This window comes from Bacillus sp. GS3m_15504 (assembly GCF_055825275.1).
In genome coordinates, this window is sequence record NZ_JBVVNL010000001.1 from 542,506 (window position 1) to 567,434 (window position 24,929).

Here is a 24,929-nt window from a genome sequence, read left to right on the forward strand (position 1 = left end):
CTTTTTAGAAAGGTAGGAGTTATTTTTGGTGCAAGCTGCATATATTCATATTCCGTTTTGTCAGCATATTTGTCACTATTGTGATTTTAATAAAGTGTTTATTGAACGCCAGCCGGTGGATCAATATTTAGAGTATTTAGAGAAAGAAATAATAAATACAGTTCAAAAGGTACCGTTTGATAGTATGAAAACGATTTTTGTTGGCGGGGGAACTCCGACAGCATTAAATATGGAGCAGACAAAGAAATTATTAGATATAATAAATCGTCGTTTACGTCCGTTTGCCCCGAATTGTGAATTAACATTTGAAGCGAATCCAGGTGATTTGCCGAAAGAGAAATTAAATGTATTGCTAGAGGGTGGAGTGAACCGAATTAGTTTTGGTGTGCAAACATTTCGAGATGAACTGCTTGAGAAAATTGGGCGTAAGCATACGAGAGAAGATGCGTTTGTAGCAATTAGAGAAGCGCAGGAAGTGGGCTTCAAAAATATAAATGTAGATATTATTTACGCTCTGCCAGGGCAGACGATAGAAGATGTGAAAGAAACGTTAGATATTGCTTTTACGCTTGGTGTACAACATTTCTCGGCATATTCATTAATTGTGGAACCGAAAACTGTGTTTTATAACTTAATGAATAAAGGGAAATTAAGACTTCCAGGGGAAGACCATGAAGCGAAAATGTATGAAATGGTAATGGATGAAATGGAGAGACACGGCTATACCCAGTATGAAATTAGTAATTTTTCAAAAGGTGATAATGAAAGTAGGCATAATCTCACATACTGGAATAATGAAGAGTATTATGGGTTTGGAGCTGGAGCGCATAGTTATGTAAATGGAGAACGTATCCAAAATGTAGGACCGCTCAAACAATATTTCAATAAAATCGATGAAACCGGGTTTCCGTATTTAGATGTTCATGTGGTGACGGAGAAAGAAAAAATGGAAGAAGAGTTGTTCTTAGGTCTTCGTAAAACAAAAGGTGTGTCAAAAATGGCGTTCCGCAATAAATTTAATGTGGAAATGAATCAAGTTTTCGCGAAGCAGTTACAAAACAACCAAGAACAAGGATTGCTTGAAGAGAGCGATGGATATGTTCGTTTAACGCGAAAAGGGAAATTATTAGGGAATGAAGTATTCCAATCATTTTTGATTGACTAATTACATGTTCCATGAACGTGAAAAAGTTTCATTATTTCGTGACGTTTCCGTTGACAATTGAATGTCAATTTTGGTAAGTTATTAATAGATTTAGCACTCGAAGACAAAGAGTGCTAACAGAGGTGATGATGAGATGCTTACGGAACGTCAGCTCTTAATTTTACAAACAATTATTGATGACTTTATTGGATCAGCGCAACCTGTTGGGTCGAGGACGTTGGCGAAGAAAGATGAAATTACGTATAGTTCAGCTACTATTCGAAATGAAATGGCTGATTTAGAGGAACTAGGATTTATTGAGAAAACGCATAGTTCTTCAGGACGTGTTCCTTCTGAGAAAGGATATCGTTTTTATGTAGACCATCTGTTAGCGCCGCAAAATTTACCGAACGATGAAATTGTACAAATTAAAGATTTGTTTGCTGAAAGAATTTTTGAAGCGGAAAAGATTGCACAGCAATCGGCTCAAATTTTATCAGAGCTTACGAATTATACGGCCATTGTTCTTGGACCGAAGTTAAGCACAAATAAACTTAAAAACGTACAAATTGTACCGCTTGATCGTCAAACTGCAGTCGCTATTATTGTAACGGATACAGGGCATGTACAAAGCAAAACGATTACCGTTCCGGAATCTGTTGATTTATCAGATTTAGAAAAAATGGTTAATATTTTAAATGAAAAGCTATCGGGCGTACCAATGTCAGAACTCCATAATAAGATCTTTAAGGAAATTGTTACGGTACTGCGTGGGTATGTTCATAATTACGATAGTGCAATAAAAATGTTAGATGGTACATTTCAAGTTCCTTTATCGGAAAAGATATACTTTGGAGGAAAAGCAAATATGCTTTCTCAGCCAGAGTTCCATGACATTCACAAAGTAAGGTCCTTACTGACGATGATTGATAACGAAGCTGAGTTTTATGATATTTTGCGTCATAAACAAGTAGGTATTCAAGTGAAAATTGGTAGGGAAAACTCTGCGACGGCCATGGAAGATTGTAGTTTGATTTCTGCAACATATTCGATTGGAGAAGAACAGCTTGGAACAATTGCTATTTTAGGTCCGACAAGAATGCAATACTCTCGGGTAATTAGTTTGTTACAGTTATTTACGAGACAATTTACAGATGGACTTAAAAAGTAAATGAGAGTAATACATTCGCTCAAGTGATGAACTTTTCATTGCTGTGTGTAATATATAATGCTTAGGTAATTGTGTTTAACATGGTACCTAATACCTTTTAAGGAGGTGAATATTGTGGAAGAGCGTAACGAACAAGTGGTAGAAGAAGTAAAAGAAGCGCAAGTTGAAGAAGCTGTCACGCCAGAAAACAGTGAAGAAACTGTAGAAGAAAAAAGTGAGGCTGCTCTTTTACAAGAAAAAGTAGATGAGCTACAAGCGAAACTAACGGAAACGGAAGGTCGCACATTACGTCTACAAGCTGATTTTGAAAATTATAAGCGCCGTGTCCAAATGGATAAACAGGCTGCTGAAAAATATAGAGCACAAAGTCTAGTTTCAGATATTTTGCCAGCTCTTGATAATTTTGAAAGAGCAATGCAAGTGGAAGCAACTGATGAGCAAACGAAATCCCTGTTACAAGGTATGGAAATGGTGCATCGTCAATTGCTAGAAGCATTAAATAAAGAAGGTGTTGAAGTGATTGAAGCTGTTGGTAAACAGTTTGATCCTAATGAACACCAAGCTATTATGCAAGTGGAAGACAGTGAATTTGAATCAAATGCGGTAGTTGAAGAATTCCAAAAAGGTTATAAACTAAAAGACCGTGTGATTCGCCCATCAATGGTAAAAGTAAATCAATAATTTACATAAAAGTAGGAGGATTCGCCATGAGTAAAATTATCGGTATTGACTTAGGTACAACAAACTCTTGTGTAGCTGTTATGGAAGGTGGAGAACCAAAGGTTATCCCAAATCCAGAAGGAAACCGTACAACACCTTCTGTTGTAGCTTTCAAAAATGAAGAGCGTCAAGTTGGGGAAGTTGCAAAGCGTCAAGCAATTACAAACCCAAATACAATCATGTCTGTTAAACGTCATATGGGTACAGACTACAAAGTAGAAGTTGAAGGTAAAGATTATACACCTCAAGAAATTTCTGCAATCATTTTACAAAACTTAAAAGCTTCTGCTGAAGCATACTTAGGTGAAACAGTAACGAAAGCTGTTATTACAGTACCTGCATACTTCAACGATGCAGAACGTCAAGCAACAAAAGATGCTGGTCGTATCGCTGGTTTAGAAGTTGAGCGTATCATTAACGAACCAACAGCAGCAGCGCTTGCTTACGGTCTAGAAAAACAAGATGAAGAGCAAAAAATCTTAGTATATGACTTAGGTGGCGGTACATTTGACGTATCTATCCTTGAGTTAGCAGATGGAACATTCGAAGTTATTTCAACTGCTGGTGACAACCGTCTTGGTGGAGATGACTTTGACCAAGTTATTATTGACCATTTAGTGGCTGAGTTCAAAAAAGAAAATAACATTGATTTAAGCCAAGATAAAATGGCGCTTCAACGTTTGAAAGATGCAGCTGAAAAAGCGAAAAAAGATCTTTCTGGCGTAACACAAACACAAATTTCATTACCATTCATTAGTGCTGGAGCTGCTGGTCCATTACATTTAGAATTAACATTAACAAGAGCGAAATTCGAAGAGCTTTCAGCAGGTCTTGTTGAAAGAACGTTAGAGCCAACTCGCCGTGCATTAAAAGACGCTGGTTTTGCTCCAAGTGAATTAGATAAAGTTATCCTTGTTGGTGGATCTACTCGTATCCCAGCTGTACAAGAAGCTATTAAACGTGAAACTGGTAAAGAACCATATAAAGGTGTAAACCCTGATGAAGTTGTAGCGTTAGGTGCTGCAGTTCAAGGTGGCGTACTTACTGGTGATGTAGAAGGCGTACTATTATTAGACGTAACTCCACTTTCTTTAGGTATTGAAACTATGGGTGGCGTGTTCACGAAATTAATCGAGCGTAACACTACAATTCCAACAAGTAAGTCACAAGTATTCTCAACAGCTGCTGATAACCAACCAGCAGTAGACATTCACGTATTACAAGGTGAGCGTCCAATGTCAGCTGACAACAAAACATTAGGTCGTTTCCAATTAACAGACCTTCCACCAGCACCACGTGGTATTCCACAAATCGAAGTAACATTCGATATTGATGCGAACGGTATCGTTAACGTACGTGCGAAAGATTTAGGAACAAGCAAAGAGCAAGCTATTACAATCCAATCTTCTTCAGGTCTTTCCGATGAAGAAGTAGAACGTATGGTACAAGAAGCAGAGGCAAATGCTGACGCTGACCAAAAACGTAAGGAAGAAGTTGAACTTCGTAACGAAGCTGACCAACTTGTATTCCAGACAGATAAAGTTGTAAAAGATTTAGAAGGTAAAGTGGATGCTGCTGAAGTTGCAAAAGCAACAGAAGCGAAAGAAGCATTACAAGCTGCGATTGAGAAGAACGAGCTTGAGGAAATCCGTGCGAAAAAAGATGCTTTACAAGAAATTGTACAACAATTAACTGTTAAATTATACGAGCAAGCTCAAGCAGCTGCAGGGCAAGCAGAAGGTGCAGAAGGAGCACAAGATGCTGGCGCGAAGAAAGACAATGTAGTAGACGCTGAGTTTGAAGAAGTAAAAGAAGACAAGTAATTTAACTATAAACATAATAAGTAAGATGACAAAAAGTCAAAGTCAAGCGTGCCTTGGCTTTGGCTTTTTTCACGAATGAGAAGGAATGTGTCAGGATCTTAAGTTTTTTATTTTGCATACTGTAAGTGAGGAAACTTTGTTGCAAAGCACTTTCTTTCGGTGTTAAAATTACGTTTATGTGAAAGATTCGGGGGTTGTAAAATTATGAGTAAACGAGACTATTATGAGGTCCTTGGGCTTAGCAAGGGTGCTTCAAAAGATGAAATAAAAAAAGCGTATCGTCGTTTGGCTAAAAAATACCATCCAGACGTAAGTAAAGAAGAAAATGCAATTGAAAAGTTTAAAGAAGTACAAGAAGCATATGAAGTATTAAGCGACGATCAAAAGCGTGCGCAATATGATCAATTTGGTCATGCTGGTGCAAATCAAGGTTTCGGTGGCTTTGGCGGCGGAGGAGACTTCGGCGGTGGTTTCGGTTTTGAAGATATCTTTAGTTCATTCTTTGGCGGCGGTGGCGGCAGACGTCGTGATCCAAATGCTCCGCGTCAAGGTGCTGACTTACAATATCAAGTCACTTTAGAGTTTGAAGAAGCGATTTTTGGTAAAGAGTTAAATGTCGAAATTCCAGTAGAAGATCCATGTGATACTTGTAAAGGTAGCGGAGCAAAACCAGGAACTTCAAAAGAAACATGTAAACATTGTTCAGGGTCAGGTCAAGTAAGTGTAGAACAAAATACACCGTTTGGTCGTATCGTAAACCGTCAAGCTTGTAGTCATTGTTCAGGAACTGGTCAAATGATTAAAGAAAAATGTACGACATGTCACGGTTCTGGTAAAGTACGTAAACGTAAAAAAATCAACGTTAAAATCCCAGCAGGTATTGATAATGGTCAACAAATCCGTGTATCTGGAAAAGGTGAAGCGGGCGTAAACGGCGGACCAGCAGGAGATTTATATGTTGTTGTTCATGTAAGAAGTCATGAATTCTTTGAGCGTGAAGGAGATCACATTATTTGCGAAATGCCATTAACGTTTGCGCAAATGGCACTTGGTGCTGAAGTAGAAGTTCCTACTGTTCATGGTAAAGTGAAGTTGAAAATTCCAGCAGGAACACAAACTGGAACGGAATTCCGATTAAAAGGAAAAGGTGCTCCGAATGTACGTGGATATGGTCAAGGAGATCAATATGTAGTCGTTCGTGTTGTTGTACCGACGAAATTAACTTCACATCAAAAAGATTTATTACGTGAATTTGCAGGGCAAGAAGAGCAGGATGATAGTTTATTCGGAAAGCTTAAACGTGCTTTCAAAGGGGAATAATGGAAATAAAAAATGGAGTTGGTAAATTGTGAAATGGTCAGAAATTAGTATTCATACAACAGAAGAAGCAGTAGAAGCTGTCTCTCATATTTTACATGAAGCTGGTGCTAGTGGAGTTGCGATTGAGGATCCAGCGGAGTTAACGAAAGAGCGCGAGCAACAATACGGTGAAATTTATGCATTGAACCCAGATGAATATCCGGCGGAAGGTGTATTAATAAAAGCATACTTCCCGCAAACGGATTCTTTACATGAAACGATTGCAGGTGTAAAATCATCTATTGATGTGCTTCCATCTTACGACATCGAAATTGGTACTGGAAATATTACCGTTAACGAAGTCAATGAAGAAGATTGGGCTACTGCTTGGAAAAAATATTACCATCCAGTACAAATTTCTGATACATTCACAATTGTACCGACTTGGGAAGAATATACACCATCTTCTCCGGAAGAAAAAATTATTGAATTAGATCCAGGTATGGCGTTTGGGACAGGAACTCATCCAACAACGACGATGTGTATCCGTGCTTTAGAAAAAACAGTACAGCCAGGTGATACGATCATTGATGTAGGGACGGGTTCTGGTGTACTGAGTATTGCAGCGGCAAAATTAGGTGCGTCTTCTGTTCAAGCCTATGATTTAGATCCGGTTGCAGTTGAAAGTGCAGAAATGAATGTACGTTTAAATAAAACAGATGACGTCGTGTCTGTTGGACAAAATAGTCTTTTAGAAGGTATTGAAGGTCCTGTTGATTTAATCGTAGCTAATTTATTAGCAGAAATTATTTTATTATTCCCTGAAGATGCAGCAAGAGTTGTGAAATCAGGCGGATTATTTATTACATCGGGCATTATTGCTGCGAAGGAAAAGGTAATTTCTGAGGCACTAGAAAAAGCTGGATTTACAATTGAAGAAGTGTTACGAATGGAAGATTGGGTAGCAATTATTGCACGAAATGCGTAATATAGATTTTAGTCTATAATGAAAAGGGGGAGTCTCTCACTATAAGGTGAGGGACTTGCCGTTTGTTATATGAAAAATGATAACGTTTCGTTCTTTTCGTAAGTGTTGACTTACGAAAGGAACGAAACTCTACTAAGGTGATTATATGCAACGTTATTTTGTAGAAGAGAAATATGTAAATGAGACAAGTATTCGCATTGTAGGTGATGACGTACATCATATCGCAAGAGTGATGCGTATGTCAGCTGGTGATCGTATTTATTGCTGTGTAAATGGAAGGACGGCAGTATGTTCAATTGATGAAATTACCAGTGAATTTATTAATACGGCTATTGTAGAATGGGTAGAGGCGTCAAGTGAACTTCCTGTTTTCGTGACGATTGCAAGTGGACTGCCGAAAGGAGACAAGCTAGAGTTAATTTTCCAAAAAGGAACTGAGCTTGGGGCAGCTGCATTCTTACCATTTCAAGCATCTCGCTCTATTGTAAAATGGGATGCGAAAAAAGCTGATAAAAAAGTTGAGCGTTTAAGAAAAATTGTGAAAGAAGCTGCGGAACAATCACATAGAAGTGAAATTCCAGAAGTACATGCTCCGGCATCATTTAAACAATTGCTTTCAATGAGTGGTGAGTATGATGTTTGTCTTGTTGCTTACGAAGAGGAAGCAAAACAAGGCGAGAAATCTAATTTTGCGAAAGCTTTAACGATGATGAAACCAGGTCAAAAGTTATTGATTGTATTTGGCCCAGAGGGCGGTTTAGCAGAGGAAGAGATTACAGTGCTTCGTGAACATAATTTTGTACCATGTAGTTTAGGACCAAGAATTTTAAGAACAGAAACGGCGCCGTTATACGCGTTAAGTGCTGCTTCGTATCATTTTGAATTGATGGGGTGATGATCAATGTCAACTGTTGCGTTCCATACGTTAGGTTGTAAAGTAAACCACTATGAAACAGAAGCCATTTGGCAATTGTTTAAACAAGGTGGATATGAAAGAACGGAATATGAAAAGAAAGCTGATGTATATGTTATTAATACATGTACAGTAACAAATACGGGAGATAAGAAAAGTCGTCAAGTTATTAGACGTGCTGTTCGTCAAAACCCAGATGCAGTTATTTGTGTAACAGGATGTTATGCACAAACATCTCCAGCGGAAATTATGGCGATTCCAGGTGTAGATATTGTAGTTGGTACACAAGATCGTGAAAAGATGCTAGGATACATCGAAGAATTCCGTAAAGAGCGTCAACCGATTAATGCTGTCCGCAACATTATGAAAACACGTGTATACGAAGAACTGGATGTACCTTATTTCACGGATCGTACACGTGCATCTTTAAAAATACAAGAAGGTTGTAATAACTTCTGTACATTCTGTATTATTCCTTGGGCGCGTGGTTTAATGCGTTCTCGCGATGGGAAAGAAGTTATTAAACAAGCGCAGCAATTAGTAGATGCAGGTTATAAAGAAATCGTATTAACAGGTATTCATACAGGTGGGTACGGTGAAGATATTAAAGATTATAACTTAGCTGGATTACTTCGTGATATGGAAGCAGAAGTAGGCGGATTAAAACGTCTTCGTATTTCTTCTATTGAAGCGAGTCAGATTTCAGATGAAGTAATTGAAGTGTTAGATAAGTCTGAAGTAGTTGTACGTCACTTACACATTCCGTTGCAATCTGGATCTAATACTGTATTAAAGCGTATGCGTCGTAAGTATACGATGGAATTCTTCCAAGAGCGTTTAGATCGTTTGAAAGAAGCGTTACCAGGTCTTGCGATTACATCAGACGTAATCGTTGGTTTCCCAGGTGAAACAGAAGAAGAATTTATGGAAACATACAATTTCATTAAAGAGAACCGCTTCTCTGAGTTACACGTGTTCCCTTACTCGAAACGTACAGGAACACCCGCAGCACGCATGGAAGACCAAGTTCCTGAAGATGTAAAGAACGATCGTGTTCACCGTTTAATTGAATTATCTAATCAATTAGCGAAAGAGTACGCGTCACAGTTTGAAGGAGAAGTACTTGAAATTATTCCAGAAGAACAATTTAAAGAGGGCGACCGTGAAGGCTTATATGTAGGTTATACAGATAACTACTTGAAAATTGTATTTGAAGGATCAGAAGAATTAATTGGTAAACTAGTGAAAGTGAAAATCACGAAAGCTGGTTATCCATATAACGAAGCGCAATTTGTTCGTGTTCTTGAAGATGATGTGAAAAAGGAATCAGCAAGCGCATAAAAAAAAGCATGCAAACGGAAACGATTTGCATGCTTTCTTTTTTTTGTGGAGAAGTTAAGTACTGAAAATGTACGAAATGCGTAGTTGTTTCGTACGTTCCTGCATGAAAAAAGGTGTAATGACAAAAATATAGTTGTCTTCAAGGGAAAGAATAACAGCTATCTGCATAGCTTTTGAAAAAGGAAGAGCATCTATTCCTCTTTTATTCTGCCAAATAGTTGACCTGAAGTGATAAAATGTATTATAATCGTAAAAGACATGCTGAAGAAGTGTTTCTTTTTGCATGCTGGAGTTAGTATGTAAGTGTGATGTTTCGGAGGGAGGGAAAGAGAATGTCAAAAACAGTCGTTCGTAAAAACGAGTCTTTGGAGGATGCACTTCGCCGTTTTAAAAGATCGGTTTCTAAAACTGGTACACTTGCTGAAGCAAGAAAGCGCGAGTTTTATGAAAAACCAAGTGTAAAACGTAAGAAGAAATCTGAAGCGGCAAGAAAGCGTAAATTCTAAGAGAGGGTGTAAGTTATGAGTCTTCTCGGTCGTTTAAACGATGATATGAAACAAGCGATGAAGAATAAACAAAAAGAAAAATTAACCGTCATTCGTATGGTTAAGGCTGCTTTACAAAATGAAGGTATTAAACTACAGCATACTCTTACTGAAGAAGAGGAACTAACAGTTTTAGCTCGTGAAGTAAAACAGCATAAGGACTCCCTCCTTGAATTTAAAAAAGCTGGTCGTGAAGACCTTGTTAATAAACTGCAAAGTGAAATTCAGATTTTAAGCGCATATTTGCCGGAGCAATTAACAGAAGAAGAGCTAGTTGATATAATCAAGCAAGTTATTTCTGAAGTTGGTGCGACTTCTAAAGCAGATATGGGTAAGGTGATGACTGCTGTTATGCCGAAAGTAAAAGGTAAAACAGACGGATCACTTGTGAATAAGCTGGTTATCCAGCTATTAGCATAAAAAAACGTCTCATTTCGTATGAGACGTTTTTTTATGCTTTTTTTCAGTTTGGACGTGATATTACAAGCTCTTTTTTCATACATATGGGATGAGAGGGGGTCTTTTGGGATGAAAAAATTAGAACAAATGAAGAATTGGTTAACGAAGCAAATAGACCTGCCAGTGGATGTGCTAATGGATCTACCTCGGATCACGCTTGTTGGGCAAGTGCATATCTATATAGAAAATCATCGAGGTTTATTAGTGTTTTCAGATAAAGAAGTAAGATTGTTGTTAAAGCATGGTCAGCTATTAATTAAGGGGCAGTCCTTTGTTATTAAAACAATCCTTCCGGAAGAACTTTTGCTTGAAGGGATAATTGAGCAAGTGACGTTTTTAGAAGACGAACAGAAAGAGAAGTAAGGGAAACTTCCGTATGTGAAGTTTTTCTTCTTTATTCTAATGATTTGCCCCTACTATTTAGTTTATCCCGCTATTTATGGAAAATAAAACTCTTTATTTCATTTTCGTACGAGCTATTTTGCTAATTAAAGTGAAAAGTAGTGTGTCTACTTTTGGAAAGGTAGTGAAGGTAGTAGATGAAAAATAAATGGTTTATAAAGTGGCTTGGATATGTAAAGGTACGAATTGAAGGTAGAGGAGCGGAACGGTTCGTTAACGAATGTGTGCGTAGGAAATTATTAGTTTGGGACGTTAAGAAAATTGCTGATGAAACGTTAGTTTTTTGTATGCTATTACGAGATGTGAAAAAAATAAAGCCGATTTATAGAAAAAATGAGTGTAAACTATATTTTATTGGGCGTTACGGTTTTCCTTTTTGGAATAAGCGCTTAATTAAGAACAGTGGATTCTTAATTGGGTTTTTAATTTTCTTCTTTGGTATGATTGCATTATCAAATATGGTTTGGAAAATTGAAATTACAGGTGCAAAACCTGAAACAGAATATATATTGATGAAAGAATTGGACAAAATGGGTATTAAAAAGGGGAAATTACAATTTCAAATGCCTAGTGTAGAGGATGTACAACGTCATTTGACAGATAATATTAATGCAATTACTTGGGCGGGACTAGAAATAAGAGGAACGACATATCATTTTAAAATTGTTGAAAAAAACGAGCCGAAAAAAGAAAAGGAACAAAAGCCGCAAAATTTAGTAGCAAAAAAAGAAGCGATTGTTACAAAAACATTTGTTGAAGTAGGAAAACCAGTAGTGCTAAAAAATGATCATGTAGAAAAAGGGCAGCTTCTCGTATCAGGGATATATGGTAATGAGGAAAGTCCGACGATTGTTTCGGCGAAAGGTATTGTATATGGAGAAACGTGGTACACATCTGAGGTGAATGTACCACTCAAGACGCAATTTCAAGTATATACTGGTAATACTTATAATGAGCACTACCTTAAATTTGGGAGTGCGAAAATAAAAATATGGGGATTTCAACATGATAAGTATAAACGCTCTCGTACAGAAAATGTAAAGCATGATGTGAAATTATTTGGTTTTACACTACCGATTGCATATGAAAAAGATATAGTGCGAGAAGAGGAAGAAGCAAACCGGGAATATACAGAAAAACAGGCAATGAAAGTAGCAAAAGAGATGGCCGAAAAAGAACTAAAGAAAAAATTGGATGAACATGCTATGATTGTAAGTGATAAGATTTTGAGTAAAGAGGTTGAGGCGGATCAATTAAAAGTCACATTGCATTATACTGTGATTGAAAATATTGCAGAACCACAACCAATATCCGAATCCGATATTCAAGGAGACTGAGTAATGGCAGAACAATTAGTAGAAATGAACCAACAATTGGAAAATACTAACGAAGCAATCGCTCTTTTTGGAGTCAATGATGCTCATTTGAAAGTAATTGAACGGGAACTGAATGTATCGATTATAACTAGAGGTGAAACTGTTCATGTATCTGGAGCAGTTGAAACTGTGACACTCGTAGAAAAAATCTTACAGCAATTACTTGTTGTTATTCGAAAAGGTGTATCAATTACAGAAAGAGATGTTGCGTATGCAATTCAGCTCGCACAACAAGGGAAAATTGCTCAATTTGAAGAGTTATATGAAGAAGAAATCTTTAAAACGGCAAAAGGTAAATCCATTCGTGTAAAAACAATGGGACAGAGAAGATATATTCATGCAATGAAGAAAAATGATATTGTATTTGGAATAGGACCTGCGGGGACTGGGAAAACATACTTAGCTGTAGTAATGGCTGTAAGAGCTTTAAAGCAAGGGTATGTAAAGAAAATCATTTTAACGAGGCCAGCTGTAGAAGCTGGAGAAAGTTTAGGGTTTTTACCGGGTGATTTGAAAGAGAAGGTAGATCCGTACTTGCGTCCATTGTATGATGCTCTGCACGATATTCTTGGACAAGAATATACGCAGCGTATGATGGAGAGAGGTGTAATTGAAATCGCGCCTCTTGCTTATATGAGAGGGCGTACGCTCGATGATTCGTTTGTTATTTTAGATGAAGCACAAAATACAACAGGCGCACAAATAAAAATGTTTTTAACTAGATTAGGTTTTAGTTCTAAAATGGTTATTACGGGGGATCCTTCACAAGTAGACTTACCAAAAGGGGTAAAATCAGGGCTTACGCTAGCTTCTAACATTTTATCTGGTGTATCAGGTCTTTCGTTCATTACATTAGAACAAACGGACGTTGTAAGGCATCCACTGGTGCAACGTATTATTGAGGCATATGATAAAATGGAATGATCCTATTTGTCAGGATCATTTCTTTTTGTATTAAGGTTGGCGAACGGCATATTTTTTACTATCATAAAAGATAAGAGAAATAAACTATAGGTACCGGTGTATAAAAATGTTACCTAAAAGTATCGTTGGCTAGAAGAAATGAAAGCTATAAATAGTTTCACTTTATTTCTGGAGAGGAGAAGGTATTGAAATCATGTTAAGATCTCAAGAAATTTCTAAGTGGTTTCGTAATTTACAACATTCGAAAAAACTAAGTTGGATTTCTTACGTTTTATTAGGAGCAGTGCTGTTTTTTGCACTTATGAATAATGTGAAACCAGAGCAATTAGATGTTGATATGTATTCTATTGCGAAAAAAACAATTCATTCTCCTATTAAAATTGAAGATAAGGTTATAACGGAAAGGAAAAAACAAGAGGCCGCTCAAAAAGTTGGGGATCAATATACATATAGAAGTGAATATAAACAAAATAGAGTAGATATTGTAAATGATGTTTTTGCTAAGGTAAATGAAGTAATTCAGGAGATGAAAGCTGCTGGACCTGAAGAGCAAAAAAAGATGACCGATGCTAATAAATTAGAAAAGTTGAAGAAGAAGTTGCCATCTAATTTAACAAAGGAATTATCTGATGAAAATTTATTGTACTTTATTAATGCAGAACCAGATCAATTAGAATTAGCAAAGAATGCGGCTTTAACGTCTGTTAGTGTTATTATGGGTGGAAATATTAAAATGTCCGAAGAAATGGCAGCGAAAGAGCGATTTGTTAATGAAATGAAAACCCTTAATGTGAATAGCGGATTGAAGGAAGCTGTTAATGCGTTAGGATCATATGCGATTACAGCAAATTATTTTTATGATCCAGCTGTAACGAAAGAGAAGAAGAAAGCGGAAGAAGATTTAGTTCCACCTGTTTATATTCTTCAAGGACAAGTTATTGTTAGAGAAGGTGAAACAATTTCAAGTGATATGTATAATCAGTTGAAATTGGTCGGTTTATTAGAGAAAGGTAATAGTTTTCAGCCTTATGTTGGATTAGCTGTGCTTATTGGTGTGTTACTATACTTTATGCATAAGCAGTTTGAAGTATTTTTACAGCGGAAAAGAGAAGATAGACCGTACATTTTAGCGTATATCACAATTTTGTCTATCACGATTGTTTTAATGAAAATTATTAGTTTGTTTCAAAAGCTTGAATATGCAGGAATTGCGTATGTTGTCCCAGTTGCGATGGGAACAATACTTGTAAAACTAATGATTGGCGATCGATTTGTATTTTTAACAAGTATGATTTTTTCTGTGTGCGGAAGTATTATGTTTAATGAAGGAGTAACAAGTACACTAAATTATAGTGTAGGTATTTATGTGTTATTAAGTTCATTATCAGTGAGTATTTTCTTAAGAGAAAAAAATCGTCGTACGATGATCTTACAAGCTGGTATACTCGTTTCTATCTTAAATGTAGTCGTCTTGGCGGCGTTATTATTATTACGCAATGGGAATTTTTCACCTCTTGAAATTGGTACGCAATTATTAATGGCTTCCCTTTCAGGCATTATCTCATCCGTTTTGGCTATGGGAATATTACCATATTTAGAAAGTGGACTTGGAATTGTATCAAGTATGAAGCTTATGGAATTATCAAGTCCAAATCATCCGCTTTTGCGTAGAATTTTGTTAGAAGCGCCAGGAACATATCACCATAGTGTAATGGTAGCTAATCTTTCTGAGGCAGCTTGTGAAGCGGTTGGAGCAAATGGTGTATTAGCGCGTGTAGGGGCGTATTATCATGATGTAGGAAAAACAGTACAACCGCAATTCTTTATTGAAAACCAGATGGGAATTGAAAATCCACATGATAAATTAGATCCTGTGACGAGTAAAGATATTATTATTGCTCATGTAACCGATGGAGTAAAAATGCTCGAAGAATACCATATTCCACAAGAAATTATCGATATCGCTGGACAACACCATGGTACAACGCTCCTTAAATATTTTTATTATAAGGCGATTAAAGAAGATAAAGAAAAATATACAGAAGAGATGTTCCGTTATCCGGGATCAAAAGCAACTTCTAAAGAATCGGCAATCGTTGGTATCGCGGATAGTGTTGAGGCGGCGGTACGTTCTATGAATCACCCAACGCCAGATCAAATTAATAATTTAGTGCAAAGTATTATTAAAGATCGTTTGCAAGATGGGCAATTTAGTGAATGTGATTTGACATTTAAGGAACTACAAATCGTTGGAAAAACGTTATGTGAAACGTTAAATGGTATTTTCCATTCGCGTATTACATATCCGGAGCCACCGGAAGAGAAGGAGAAAGAATGAGTTTATTAATTGATTTTATTGATGAAACAGAAGAAGTGAAAGAAGAATATGTGAATTTAATTCGTGAAATATTAGGAAAAGCAGCTCAAATGGAAAAAATAGAGGATGGTGCGGAGTTATCAGTGACATTTGTAGATAACGAACGCATTCGCGAGATTAATCGTGATTACCGAGATAAGGATCAGCCTACTGATGTCATTTCTTTTGCTATGGAAGAAATGGGAGAAGGAGAAATGGAAATTGTAGGTGTAGAGATGCCACGTATGTTAGGTGACCTTATTATTTCTATTCCGAGAGCGAAAGAACAAGCTGAAGAGTATGGACATTCTTTTGATCGTGAACTTGGCTTTCTAGCGTTACATGGCTTTTTACATTTACTTGGTTATGACCACATGACAGAAGAGGATGAAAAAGAAATGTTTGGAAGACAAAAAGAAATTTTAGAAGCATTTGGATTAGGGCGATGAAAAAAGGAAAACTTATAGATAGTTTTGGATATGCTATAGTTGGTATATTCTTTTGTCTTCGTCATGAACGAAATATGAAAATTCATTATTTAGCCGCAGTCATTATTTTATGCTGCGGCTTTTATTTCCATATTACGAAAGTAGAGTGGATGATATTACTTATTGTAATAGGAATTGTAATGAGTTTAGAGATGGTAAATACGGCTGTGGAAAAAACAGTAGATTTAGCGACTACTGATATACATCCATTTGCGAAAGTTGCAAAGGATGTTGCAGCGGGAGCGGTTTTATTGTTTGCGATAATAGCTGTTATAATTGGTGCTATTATCTTCTTACCGTATGTGGTATAGTTGCATTCCAAAGCTTTTATTAAGCTTTGAAGGTGCTGTAAAGGCCTTTAATAAGAGAGTGTATCTATTCACAGCTGTGAACAGGAAGGATGCGGGAATATGAATAGTAAACAATTAATTCAAGAAGCAATCGAAGCGCGTAAACAAGCGTACGTACCATATTCTAAATTTCAAGTAGGTGCAGCATTATTAACACAGGATGGAAAAGTATATCGTGGATGTAATGTTGAGAATGCATCATATGGTTTATGTAACTGTGCAGAAAGAACAGCTTTATTTAAGGCGGTTTCTGAAGGAGATAAAGAGTTTGTAGCTATCGCGATTGTAGCGGATACAAAGCGTCCAGTACCTCCTTGTGGAGCATGTCGACAAGTTATGGTAGAATTATGTAAACAGGATACGAAAGTATACCTATCAAATTTACATGGTGACGTTCAAGAGACAACAGTCGGAGAATTGTTACCAGGAGCATTTTTAGCGGAGGATTTACATGAATAGAAAAGGTTATAAATCAGGTTTTGTCTCTATTATTGGCAGACCGAATGTTGGGAAATCTACATTTTTAAATCGTATTATTGGTCAAAAAATTGCTATTATGAGTGACAAGCCACAAACAACTCGTAATAAAATTCAAGGCGTATATACAGAAAATGATTCACAAGTAATTTTCATTGATACACCAGGAATACATAAACCTAAACATAAACTAGGCGACTTCATGGTGAAGATGGCGCAAACGACATTAAAAGAAGTTGATATCGTTCTGTTTATGGTTAATGCTGTCGAAGGCTTTGGTCGTGGTGAAGAATTCATCATTGAGAAGTTAAAAGAAACGAAACAACCAGTATTTCTAGTTATTAATAAAATTGACCAAGTTCACCCAGAACAATTATTAGAGCTAATTGATCAATATCGCAAATTACATGACTTTGCAGAAATCGTACCAATTTCTGCATTAGACGGTAATAATGTGGAAGCTCTAATTGGAACAATTAAAAAGTATTTACCGGAAGGACCACAATACTACCCAGATAATCAAGTAACGGATCATCCGGAGAGATTTATTATTGCAGAGCTTATTCGTGAGAAAGTACTACATTTAACACGTGAAGAAGTGCCGCATTCTGTAGCTGTTGTTATCGATGCAATTCAAAAACGCGAGGGCGGAGCGGTTTATATCAATGCAACGATTGTTGTTGAACGTCCGTCGCAAAAAGGGATTATTATCGGAAAACAAGGGAAGATGTTAAAAGAAGTCGGTAAGCGAGCTCGTTTTGATATTGAAGCATTACTTGGTTCTAAAGTATTTTTAGAAGTATGGGTAAAAGTGCAAAAAGATTGGCGTAATAAAATGTCTCAGCTTCGTGACCTTGGTTTCCGCGAAGACGAGTATTAAAATAGAGTAAAGCTGTAATCAGCGGATGTTTTGTTCATCCGCTGATTATTGGTTTTTATGAGTTTTGATAAATTAGGAAAAATTTTTCTCACATGAAAATGGACAAAATGGGTCAATTTAATAACAACAAAGGAAATTGGTTTATAGGCTACGCTTATTGAGAAAGGTGGATTCTTATGCTAGATTTTACCTGGAAGTTTTTCTCCAAAACAGGAAGCATTGAGACGTATTTGCTTTTGAAAGAAATGGAAAAAGACGTAAACGATGAGATGGATCAACATGAAGAGGAGCTAGCGCATCTAGACTCTCCAATTTCTTGACCCGTTTTGTTCAAACCTTGGATGGTGACGAACATGTTTCAAAAAGTTGAGGGCATCGTTATCCGTACGACAGATTACGGAGAAACGAACAAGATTGTTACAATATTTTCAAGAGAATTGGGTAAGGTAAGTGCAATGGCAAGAGGAGCGAAAAAACCGAAAAGTCGGTTAGCATCTGTTTCGCAACTTATGACACATGGTCATTTTCTTATTCAAATGGGATCTGGACTTGGAACTTTGCAACAAGGCGAGATTATTTCAACTATGAAAGAAATTCGCGAGGATATATTTTTAACTGCTTATGCATCATTTATTGTTGAATTAACTGATAAAGCAACAGAAGATAAAAAACATAATCCATATTTATTTGAAATGTTATATCAAACGTTGCATTATATGTGTGAGGGTGTTGATCCAGAAGTATTATCATTAATTTATCAAACGAAAATGCTTCCGGTATTAGGGATGCGCCCGTACTTTGACACATGTGCGATTTGTCATCAAGAAACAGATTTTGTCGCCTTCTCTGTTAGAGAGGGCGGTTTTCTGTGCTCACGTCATGCTGAGCAAGATCAGTATCGTATACCAGTGGGGGAAGCCGTTCATAAATTATTGCGTCTTTTCTACCACTTCGATTTACATAGACTTGGCAATGTATCAGTGAAGGATAGCACAAAAAAACAAATGCGTTTAGTATTGAATACATATTATGATGAATATTGCGGGATTTATTTGAAATCAAGACGTTTCTTAGAACAACTTGATAAGTTTCAAATATAATTTGGGGCCGTATACGGTCCTTTTTACATCCTTTCTTTTTCGAATAGCATATTTAGTATATAATATTTAAGAGATAGTATAACTTTTTTCGTTGTGCATTAAAGGTGGTGATTATCATAGAGCTGAATAAAAGACAAGAACATATCATTCAGATTGTAAAAGATCACGGTCCTATTACAGGGGAGTCAATTGCTGCGCAATTGGGATTAACACGTGCAACGCTAAGGCCAGACTTAGCAATTTTAACGATGGCTGGTTATTTAGAAGCACGTCCACGCGTAGGTTATTTTTATACGGGTAAAACTGGGGGGCAGTTATTATCTGAAGCTGTTAAGAAAATTAAAGTACAAGATTATCAATCTAGACCAGTCGTAATTGATAAAAATGTATCAGTATACGATGCGATTTGTACTATGTTTTTAGAGGATGTAGGTACATTATTCGTTGTAGATCAATCGACTCTATTAGTAGGCGTTGTATCTCGTAAAGATTTATTACGAGCTAGCTTAGGAAAGCAGGATTTAACCTCACTTCCGGTTAATATTATCATGACAAGGATGCCAAACATTGCGATGTGTCGTAGAGAAGATTCTTTATATGATATTGCGATGGAATTAATAGAAAGACAGATTGATGCGATGCCAGTTGTAAAAGATACGAAACAAGGTTTAGAAGTGATTGGACGAATTACAAAAACAAATATTACACGTGCGTTTGTAAACTTAGTAAATAACGAATAAGTGTAATTTGTTTAAAGTGAGGTAATGTAATGGATAATAAAATCGTATATGTCGTATCTGACTCTGTAGGAGAAACGGCTGATTTGGTTGTTCGAGCAGCAATGGGCCAATTCCCATTTGCTCCTGATATTAGACGTGTACCGTATGTAGAAGATACAGGGACATTAAAAGAAGTGATTTCGATTGCTAAGAGCAATCAAGCACTTATTTGTTTTACGTTAGTAAAGCCTGACATGCGCCAATATTTAGTGACAGAGGCTGCAAAAGAAGGTGTAGAGGCATATGATATTATCGGGCCTCTAATCGATCAAATTGAAGAAATTACAGGGCAAGTGCCGAGATATGAGCCTGGTGTTGTTCGTAGATTAGATGAAGAATACTTTAAAAAGATTGAAGCGATTGAGTTTGCTGTGAAGTATGATGATGGTAGAGATGCACGTGGTATTTTAAAAGCAGATATCGTGTTAATTGGGATTTCGCGCACATCAAAAACACCACTTTCTCAATATTTAGCTCATAACAAACGTCTGAAAGTTGCTAACGTACCACTTGTACCAGAAGTAGATCCGCCTGAAGAATTATATCAAGTGGCTAAAGAAAAATGCTTCGGTTTGAAAATTACGCCAGAAAAGTTGAATCATATCCGAAAAGAGCGATTGAAATCACTTGGACTAAGTGACGGAGCAACATATGCCAATATTAATCGTATTAAAGAAGAGATTGATCACTTTGAGAATGTAGTTAGTAAAATAAATTGTCAAGTAATTGATGTATCGAACAAAGCGATTGAAGAAACAGCTAACATTATTGTGAATGCAGTGCAAAACCAAAAAATGTTTTAGCACATTTACCAAAGGTGAATGTGCTTTTTTCGCTCGTGAGAAACACAGTGCCTGCTAATTTCGTAATAGATGATAGCGAAGTGGTTATACTTATATTCTTCTGTCTTTTTATTATGTTAAAGATAGGGTTTCGCTATCCTGAAATAGAAGATGAAAAAATAAAGGGATATGTAGCGTAGTTGAAGAAAATATATTATAATAAAAAATTGTGATAAAAACCTATATTTTACGTTTAGACTTTAATTTTTCAGAATAAACTAGGGATAGGATTTAAGAAAAGACATGTAATTACGTTAAATCGACAAAATCTATACAAGAAAACGCACATTATGGAAGGATTCGCAGAAGGGATGTAGAATACAGAAATATGCAAAACATCAATATGGTATTAGTTGATGCAGATGCATATACTGTGAAGGCTGAAAATTGTGCAAGTTGGAACGAAATTTCATGTCAAAATTTTGTTTGTCACATCGTATGCTCATCGTTTAAGGAAGCGGCAAGGGAATTTGGATCTATGTAGATGCTGAATAAGCGAATGTTGATTTTTTTATATGTATCAACAAGCAATAGAAACAGATCTCGTGATCACATAGGATATAGTGCTTGTTAATCTTCTTATGAAAAAGTGCATATGTATTGTCTCCATGAGGTACATTTGTAATAGATGAGCAAATGGATACAATTTTATATAGTAGGTACGTATCTGCGAAGTTACGCAGAAAAGAGTCTGCAAAATCGCTTGATAACGTGATCGATAACATTTTCTAATAAGTTTAGAAAAAATATTGTCGAATTATAAAGGAATTTTTTAATTTATATCGAATACAAAATACGACACGGAGATGGAGTTATGGGGAACAGAATTCCTGAAGAAGTTGTTGAACAGATTCGGACGTCATCCGATATTGTCGAAGTGATTGGTGAATACGTTCAACTTAGAAAACAGGGACGTAACTATTTCGGCCTTTGTCCGTTTCATGGTGAGAATTCTCCTTCATTCTCTGTTTCATCTGATAAGCAAATTTTTCATTGCTTCGGATGTGGAGAAGGTGGAAATGTCTTTTCCTTTCTAATGAAAATGGAAGGACTGGCTTTTACCGAGGCTGTTCAAAAGCTAGGTGAAAGAAATGGAATTGCGGTTGCAGAGTATACATCAGGGCAAGGACAACAAGAAGACATATCTGATGACACTGTCATCATGCAACAGGCTCATGAACTTTTGAAAAAGTATTATCATCATTTATTAGTAAATACAGAAGAAGGAAATGAAGCACTTTCGTATTTGTTAAAACGTGGTATTACAAAAGAAATGATTGAGAAGTTTGAAATTGGTTATGCGTCACCTGCTTGGGATGCAGCAACGAAAATTTTACAAAAAAGAGGTTTATCGCTGTCTAGTATGGAACAAGCTGGTCTTCTCATAAGAAGTGAGAAGGATGGGAGCCATTATGATCGCTTCCGTGGACGAGTTATGTTTCCAATCTATACGTTACAAGGTAAAGTGATAGCGTTTAGTGGAAGGGCATTAGGAGATGATACTCCGAAATATTTAAATAGCCCAGAAACACCGATTTTTCACAAAAGTAAATTGTTGTATAACTTCCACCAAGCGAGGCCGTTTATTAGAAAACGTGGGCAAGTGGTCCTTTTTGAAGGATATGCCGACGTACTAGCTGCGGTAAAAAGTGGTGTGGAAGAAGCTGTTGCGACAATGGGAACAGCTTTAACTGAAGAACAAGCAAAACTTCTGCGACGTAACGTTGAAACTGTTGTTCTTTGCTATGATGGTGATAAAGCAGGGCGAGAAGCGACGATGAAAGCAGGGCAATTATTGTTGCAAGTTGGTTGCCAAGTAAAAGTTACATCCTTGCCAGATAAGCTTGATCCTGATGAATATGTGCAACAATATGGGACAACTGCTTTTGAAAATCTTGTGAAATCAAGTATAAGTTTTGTTGGTTTTAAAATAAATTATTTGCGTTTAGGGAAAAATTTGCAAGATGAGTCGGGCAAAGAAGAGTATGTGAAAAGTGTTTTAAAAGAGTTATCGTTGTTACAAGATGCGATGCAGGCAGAATCATATTTGAAGTCATTATCGCAAGAATTTTCGTATTCAATGGAAACACTTTTGAACCAATTGCACCAATATCGCAAAGAACAAAAGGTACAGCAAAAACAAGTAAAGCAGGTTTCTAAGCCGTCTCAAATTGTTCAAACAAAACCGAAATTAACAGGTTTTGAAAGGGCAGAAAGAGAAATTATTTACCATATGTTGCAAAGTCCAGAAGTGGCCGTTCGTATGGAATCCCACATAGAAGATTTTCATACAGAAGAACATAAAGGGATTTTATATGAACTATACGCATATTATGAAAAGGGAAATGAACCTTCAGTCGGAACATTTTTAAGTTGGCTCTCTGATGAAAAGTTGAAAAATATTATTACCGATATTTCGACGGATGAATTTATTAATCCAGAATACACAGAAGAAGTGTTACAAGGCCATTTGGAGACGCTTAGACGTCATCAAGAAAAACTTGAAAAGATGGAAATCATCTTCAAGATAAAACAAATGGAAAAAACAGATCCTGTAGAGGCTGCTAAATATTATGTAGCATATTTACAAAATCAAAAAGCGAGAAAATAGCTTTTTTGATAAATTTTTAGTATAATGAATGTTTGTATCTCGCGTAAGGAGGGGAACAGATGGCTGACAAACCAGCTCGTTCTAAACAAATTGAAACTGAAATGACCCTTGAGCAAGTGAAAGAACAACTCACTGAGCTCGGAAAAAAACGTGGCGTTCTTACATATGAAGAGATTGCAGAACGCATGAATGGATTTGAAATTGAATCCGATCAAATGGATGAATACTATGAATATTTAGGTGAACAAGGGATTGACTTAGTTGGCGACAACGATGAAGGCCCTAATAATCACCAAATTACGAAAACAGAAGAAGAGTTTGACCTAAATGACTTAAGTGTACCACCAGGGGTTAAAATCAACGATCCTGTTCGTATGTATTTAAAAGAAATTGGTCGTGTAGATTTACTATCTGCAGAAGAAGAAATTCGACTTGCAACGCGTATTGAAGAAGGCGATGAAGAAGCAAAACGTCGTCTTGCAGAAGCAAACTTACGTCTTGTAGTAAGTATTGCAAAGCGCTACGTAGGTCGCGGTATGCTTTTCTTAGACTTAATCCAAGAAGGGAATATGGGTCTAATTAAAGCGGTTGAAAAGTTCGATTATCGTAAAGGTTTCAAATTTAGTACGTATGCAACTTGGTGGATTCGCCAAGCAATTACACGTGCGATTGCAGACCAAGCAAGAACAATTCGTATCCCAGTTCATATGGTTGAAACGATTAATAAGTTAATTCGTGTACAACGTCAATTATTACAAGATTTAGGACGTGAACCATCTCCTGAAGAGATTGGTGAAGAAATGGATCTTGCTCCAGAAAAAGTGCGCGAAATCTTAAAAATTGCTCAGGAGCCAGTCTCTCTTGAAACACCGATTGGTGAAGAAGATGACTCCCATTTAGGTGATTTTATTGAAGACCAAGAAGCAACATCGCCTGCGGACCATGCAGCGTATGAATTGCTAAAAGAACAATTAGAAGATGTGTTAGATACACTAACAGATCGTGAAGAAAATGTTCTACGTCTTCGTTTTGGTTTAGATGATGGACGAACTCGTACGCTTGAAGAAGTTGGGAAAGTATTCGGCGTAACGAGAGAACGTATTCGTCAAATTGAAGCAAAAGCACTTCGTAAATTGAGACATCCTAGCCGTAGTAAGCGTCTTAAGGATTTCTTAGAATAGGCTACCTTTAAGTTTACTTCACCTTTGTGAAGTAAACTTTTTTATTTTGTTAATTTTTGTTAAACTTTAGCTGTCAGCAACGATTACAATTTCTTGTAATTTATTTTACAGAATTGTCTTTTGATTTGCAAATGCTCATTTTTCGATTTTTCGATTAATTTTGTTTATTCTATACAAAAATATATGTAGAAAAGTGAAAAATATGATGAGAAAAGTTAATAATTATCGAAATAATAAGCGATATAACAATAAAAAACAATAAACTGAATTTATGGAATATTTTTAACGATTAGTAGTTTACTCTTTTCTGATAGAGCGTTTTCAAGTACAATGGAAATGACTGAATCATCTAACTATTTAGGGGTATAGAGGGGGGAGAAGAGATATGAAACGTAATCCGCTGATTCCGTTCGCTCTTATTGCAGCATTAGGTATTATCGTTATGTTTGTATTTTCATTTCAGGGGCTAAATAAATCTAAAGAGTTAGCTGATGCAAAAAATGGTGGGAAGCCAGCACAAACAGCATCAAAGCCAGAGGATATTGTGAAGCAAAGCTGTACGAGCTGCCACGGTGATCAGTTACAAGGAGCGGTAGGACCTAATTTACAAAAAATTGGTGGAAAGCTTTCGAAAGAAGAGATTCAAGAAGTTATTTCGAAAGGAAAAGGAAACATGCCACCAAATTTAGTTCCAGCTGATCAAGCCGCTAAAGTAGCTGATTGGCTATCGAAGAAAAAATAAAGTTTTGTGTTACAAGCC

Annotated in this window: 26 protein-coding genes; all 26 read left to right on the forward strand. The window is 36.5% G+C overall.

What is annotated here, in order from left to right:
* The first annotated feature begins 25 nt into the window (after positions 1-25).
* The 26 genes from hemW (at position 26) to cccA (ending at position 24,911) form a co-directional block, all read left to right on the forward strand.
* On the forward strand, positions 26-1,165 hold the full coding sequence (hemW, locus tag AC0L0O_RS02985; protein ID WP_011178789.1) for a radical SAM family heme chaperone HemW: 1,140 nt from the start codon (positions 26-28) through the stop codon (positions 1,163-1,165).
* A gap of 133 nt (positions 1,166-1,298) precedes the next feature.
* Positions 1,299-2,315: a heat-inducible transcriptional repressor HrcA gene (gene hrcA / locus AC0L0O_RS02990; RefSeq protein ID WP_000954957.1), complete on the forward strand. Its 1,017-nt coding sequence runs from the start codon at positions 1,299-1,301 to the stop codon at positions 2,313-2,315.
* Between the two features lie 114 nt (positions 2,316-2,429).
* Entirely contained in the window at positions 2,430-2,996 is a 567-nt protein-coding gene (grpE, locus tag AC0L0O_RS02995) for a nucleotide exchange factor GrpE (RefSeq protein ID WP_000392710.1), read from the forward strand.
* Positions 2,997-3,022: 26 nt separating this feature from the next.
* Positions 3,023-4,858 carry a chaperone protein DnaK gene (gene dnaK / locus AC0L0O_RS03000; protein WP_000034699.1) on the forward strand — a complete coding sequence of 612 codons (1,836 nt, stop codon included), beginning with the start codon at positions 3,023-3,025 and terminating at the stop codon, positions 4,856-4,858.
* A gap of 204 nt (positions 4,859-5,062) precedes the next feature.
* Entirely contained in the window at positions 5,063-6,178 is a 1,116-nt protein-coding gene (gene dnaJ / locus AC0L0O_RS03005; RefSeq protein WP_000043938.1) for a chaperone protein DnaJ, read from the forward strand.
* A gap of 28 nt (positions 6,179-6,206) precedes the next feature.
* The gene (gene prmA / locus AC0L0O_RS03010; protein WP_000872105.1) at positions 6,207-7,145 is read left to right on the forward strand and encodes a 50S ribosomal protein L11 methyltransferase; all 939 of its coding nucleotides are present in this window, start codon (positions 6,207-6,209) and stop codon (positions 7,143-7,145) included.
* Between the two features lie 145 nt (positions 7,146-7,290).
* Positions 7,291-8,040, forward strand: a complete 750-nt coding sequence (locus AC0L0O_RS03015; protein ID WP_098639044.1) for a 16S rRNA (uracil(1498)-N(3))-methyltransferase — start codon at positions 7,291-7,293, stop codon at positions 8,038-8,040.
* Between the two features lie 6 nt (positions 8,041-8,046).
* The gene (gene mtaB / locus AC0L0O_RS03020; protein ID WP_000108686.1) at positions 8,047-9,399 is read left to right on the forward strand and encodes a tRNA (N(6)-L-threonylcarbamoyladenosine(37)-C(2))-methylthiotransferase MtaB; all 1,353 of its coding nucleotides are present in this window, start codon (positions 8,047-8,049) and stop codon (positions 9,397-9,399) included.
* A gap of 332 nt (positions 9,400-9,731) precedes the next feature.
* Positions 9,732-9,905 (forward strand): 30S ribosomal protein S21, encoded by a 174-nt coding sequence (gene rpsU / locus AC0L0O_RS03025; protein WP_000048061.1) that lies wholly within the window; start codon positions 9,732-9,734, stop codon positions 9,903-9,905.
* Between the two features lie 15 nt (positions 9,906-9,920).
* Positions 9,921-10,364, forward strand: coding sequence for a GatB/YqeY domain-containing protein (locus tag AC0L0O_RS03030; RefSeq protein WP_000054571.1), 444 nt, complete (start codon positions 9,921-9,923; stop codon positions 10,362-10,364).
* Positions 10,365-10,472: 108 nt separating this feature from the next.
* On the forward strand, positions 10,473-10,766 hold the full coding sequence (yqfC, locus tag AC0L0O_RS03035) for a sporulation protein YqfC (RefSeq protein ID WP_000732266.1): 294 nt from the start codon (positions 10,473-10,475) through the stop codon (positions 10,764-10,766).
* A gap of 176 nt (positions 10,767-10,942) precedes the next feature.
* Positions 10,943-12,142: a sporulation protein YqfD gene (gene yqfD / locus AC0L0O_RS03040; RefSeq protein ID WP_000792478.1), complete on the forward strand. Its 1,200-nt coding sequence runs from the start codon at positions 10,943-10,945 to the stop codon at positions 12,140-12,142.
* A 3-nt stretch (positions 12,143-12,145) separates the two neighbouring features.
* The gene (locus AC0L0O_RS03045; RefSeq protein WP_000840510.1) at positions 12,146-13,105 is read left to right on the forward strand and encodes a PhoH family protein; all 960 of its coding nucleotides are present in this window, start codon (positions 12,146-12,148) and stop codon (positions 13,103-13,105) included.
* 193 nt (positions 13,106-13,298) lie between these two features.
* Positions 13,299-15,443 carry an HD family phosphohydrolase gene (locus AC0L0O_RS03050; protein ID WP_000946454.1) on the forward strand — a complete coding sequence of 715 codons (2,145 nt, stop codon included), beginning with the start codon at positions 13,299-13,301 and terminating at the stop codon, positions 15,441-15,443.
* Positions 15,440-15,910, forward strand: coding sequence for an rRNA maturation RNase YbeY (ybeY, locus tag AC0L0O_RS03055; RefSeq protein ID WP_000054692.1), 471 nt, complete (start codon positions 15,440-15,442; stop codon positions 15,908-15,910). The genes AC0L0O_RS03050 and ybeY overlap by 4 nt, the downstream gene beginning before the upstream one ends.
* Complete coding sequence (locus AC0L0O_RS03060; protein ID WP_072180475.1) at positions 15,907-16,260, forward strand: diacylglycerol kinase family protein; 354 nt, start codon at positions 15,907-15,909, stop codon at positions 16,258-16,260. Before ybeY ends, AC0L0O_RS03060 begins: the two co-directional genes overlap by 4 nt.
* A 99-nt stretch (positions 16,261-16,359) precedes the next feature.
* Positions 16,360-16,758 (forward strand): cytidine deaminase, encoded by a 399-nt coding sequence (locus AC0L0O_RS03065; protein WP_001086294.1) that lies wholly within the window; start codon positions 16,360-16,362, stop codon positions 16,756-16,758.
* Positions 16,751-17,656, forward strand: a complete 906-nt coding sequence (era, locus tag AC0L0O_RS03070) for a GTPase Era (protein WP_001080241.1) — start codon at positions 16,751-16,753, stop codon at positions 17,654-17,656. The genes AC0L0O_RS03065 and era overlap by 8 nt, the downstream gene beginning before the upstream one ends.
* 176 nt (positions 17,657-17,832) lie before the next feature.
* Positions 17,833-17,976, forward strand: a complete 144-nt coding sequence (locus AC0L0O_RS03075; protein ID WP_000883924.1) for a YqzL family protein — start codon at positions 17,833-17,835, stop codon at positions 17,974-17,976.
* Between the two features lie 33 nt (positions 17,977-18,009).
* Positions 18,010-18,756 (forward strand): DNA repair protein RecO, encoded by a 747-nt coding sequence (recO, locus tag AC0L0O_RS03080; protein ID WP_000487010.1) that lies wholly within the window; start codon positions 18,010-18,012, stop codon positions 18,754-18,756.
* A 107-nt stretch (positions 18,757-18,863) separates the two neighbouring features.
* On the forward strand, positions 18,864-19,496 hold the full coding sequence (locus tag AC0L0O_RS03085) for a helix-turn-helix transcriptional regulator (RefSeq protein ID WP_000583758.1): 633 nt from the start codon (positions 18,864-18,866) through the stop codon (positions 19,494-19,496).
* Positions 19,497-19,525: 29 nt separating this feature from the next.
* Positions 19,526-20,338, forward strand: coding sequence for a pyruvate, water dikinase regulatory protein (locus AC0L0O_RS03090; RefSeq protein WP_000368943.1), 813 nt, complete (start codon positions 19,526-19,528; stop codon positions 20,336-20,338).
* Positions 20,339-20,705: 367 nt separating this feature from the next.
* Positions 20,706-20,861 (forward strand): hypothetical protein, encoded by a 156-nt coding sequence (locus tag AC0L0O_RS03095; RefSeq protein WP_001179661.1) that lies wholly within the window; start codon positions 20,706-20,708, stop codon positions 20,859-20,861.
* A 330-nt stretch (positions 20,862-21,191) separates the two neighbouring features.
* On the forward strand, positions 21,192-22,988 hold the full coding sequence (gene dnaG / locus AC0L0O_RS03100; RefSeq protein ID WP_000528216.1) for a DNA primase: 1,797 nt from the start codon (positions 21,192-21,194) through the stop codon (positions 22,986-22,988).
* A 59-nt stretch (positions 22,989-23,047) separates the two neighbouring features.
* Positions 23,048-24,169: an RNA polymerase sigma factor RpoD gene (gene rpoD, locus AC0L0O_RS03105; protein ID WP_000764058.1), complete on the forward strand. Its 1,122-nt coding sequence runs from the start codon at positions 23,048-23,050 to the stop codon at positions 24,167-24,169.
* Between the two features lie 385 nt (positions 24,170-24,554).
* The gene (cccA, locus tag AC0L0O_RS03110) at positions 24,555-24,911 is read left to right on the forward strand and encodes a cytochrome c550 (RefSeq protein WP_000828148.1); all 357 of its coding nucleotides are present in this window, start codon (positions 24,555-24,557) and stop codon (positions 24,909-24,911) included.
* Positions 24,912-24,929 lie beyond the last annotated feature (18 nt).

Coding starts and splice junctions, on each gene's coding strand:
- hrcA (WP_000954957.1), top strand. CDS start 1,299: ATGCTTACGGAACGTCAGCTCTTAATTTTACAAACAATTATTGATGAC.
- dnaK (WP_000034699.1), top strand. CDS start 3,023: ATGAGTAAAATTATCGGTATTGACTTAGGTACAACAAACTCTTGTGTA.
- dnaJ (WP_000043938.1), top strand. CDS start 5,063: ATGAGTAAACGAGACTATTATGAGGTCCTTGGGCTTAGCAAGGGTGCT.
- AC0L0O_RS03015 (WP_098639044.1), top strand. CDS start 7,291: ATGCAACGTTATTTTGTAGAAGAGAAATATGTAAATGAGACAAGTATT.
- mtaB (WP_000108686.1), top strand. CDS start 8,047: ATGTCAACTGTTGCGTTCCATACGTTAGGTTGTAAAGTAAACCACTAT.
- rpsU (WP_000048061.1), top strand. CDS start 9,732: ATGTCAAAAACAGTCGTTCGTAAAAACGAGTCTTTGGAGGATGCACTT.
- AC0L0O_RS03030 (WP_000054571.1), top strand. CDS start 9,921: ATGAGTCTTCTCGGTCGTTTAAACGATGATATGAAACAAGCGATGAAG.
- yqfC (WP_000732266.1), top strand. CDS start 10,473: ATGAAAAAATTAGAACAAATGAAGAATTGGTTAACGAAGCAAATAGAC.
- yqfD (WP_000792478.1), top strand. CDS start 10,943: ATGAAAAATAAATGGTTTATAAAGTGGCTTGGATATGTAAAGGTACGA.
- AC0L0O_RS03045 (WP_000840510.1), top strand. CDS start 12,146: ATGGCAGAACAATTAGTAGAAATGAACCAACAATTGGAAAATACTAAC.
- AC0L0O_RS03050 (WP_000946454.1), top strand. CDS start 13,299: ATGTTAAGATCTCAAGAAATTTCTAAGTGGTTTCGTAATTTACAACAT.
- ybeY (WP_000054692.1), top strand. CDS start 15,440: ATGAGTTTATTAATTGATTTTATTGATGAAACAGAAGAAGTGAAAGAA.
- AC0L0O_RS03060 (WP_072180475.1), top strand. CDS start 15,907: ATGAAAAAAGGAAAACTTATAGATAGTTTTGGATATGCTATAGTTGGT.
- AC0L0O_RS03065 (WP_001086294.1), top strand. CDS start 16,360: ATGAATAGTAAACAATTAATTCAAGAAGCAATCGAAGCGCGTAAACAA.
- era (WP_001080241.1), top strand. CDS start 16,751: ATGAATAGAAAAGGTTATAAATCAGGTTTTGTCTCTATTATTGGCAGA.
- AC0L0O_RS03075 (WP_000883924.1), top strand. CDS start 17,833: ATGCTAGATTTTACCTGGAAGTTTTTCTCCAAAACAGGAAGCATTGAG.
- recO (WP_000487010.1), top strand. CDS start 18,010: ATGTTTCAAAAAGTTGAGGGCATCGTTATCCGTACGACAGATTACGGA.
- AC0L0O_RS03090 (WP_000368943.1), top strand. CDS start 19,526: ATGGATAATAAAATCGTATATGTCGTATCTGACTCTGTAGGAGAAACG.
- AC0L0O_RS03095 (WP_001179661.1), top strand. CDS start 20,706: ATGCAAAACATCAATATGGTATTAGTTGATGCAGATGCATATACTGTG.
- dnaG (WP_000528216.1), top strand. CDS start 21,192: ATGGGGAACAGAATTCCTGAAGAAGTTGTTGAACAGATTCGGACGTCA.
- rpoD (WP_000764058.1), top strand. CDS start 23,048: ATGGCTGACAAACCAGCTCGTTCTAAACAAATTGAAACTGAAATGACC.
- cccA (WP_000828148.1), top strand. CDS start 24,555: ATGAAACGTAATCCGCTGATTCCGTTCGCTCTTATTGCAGCATTAGGT.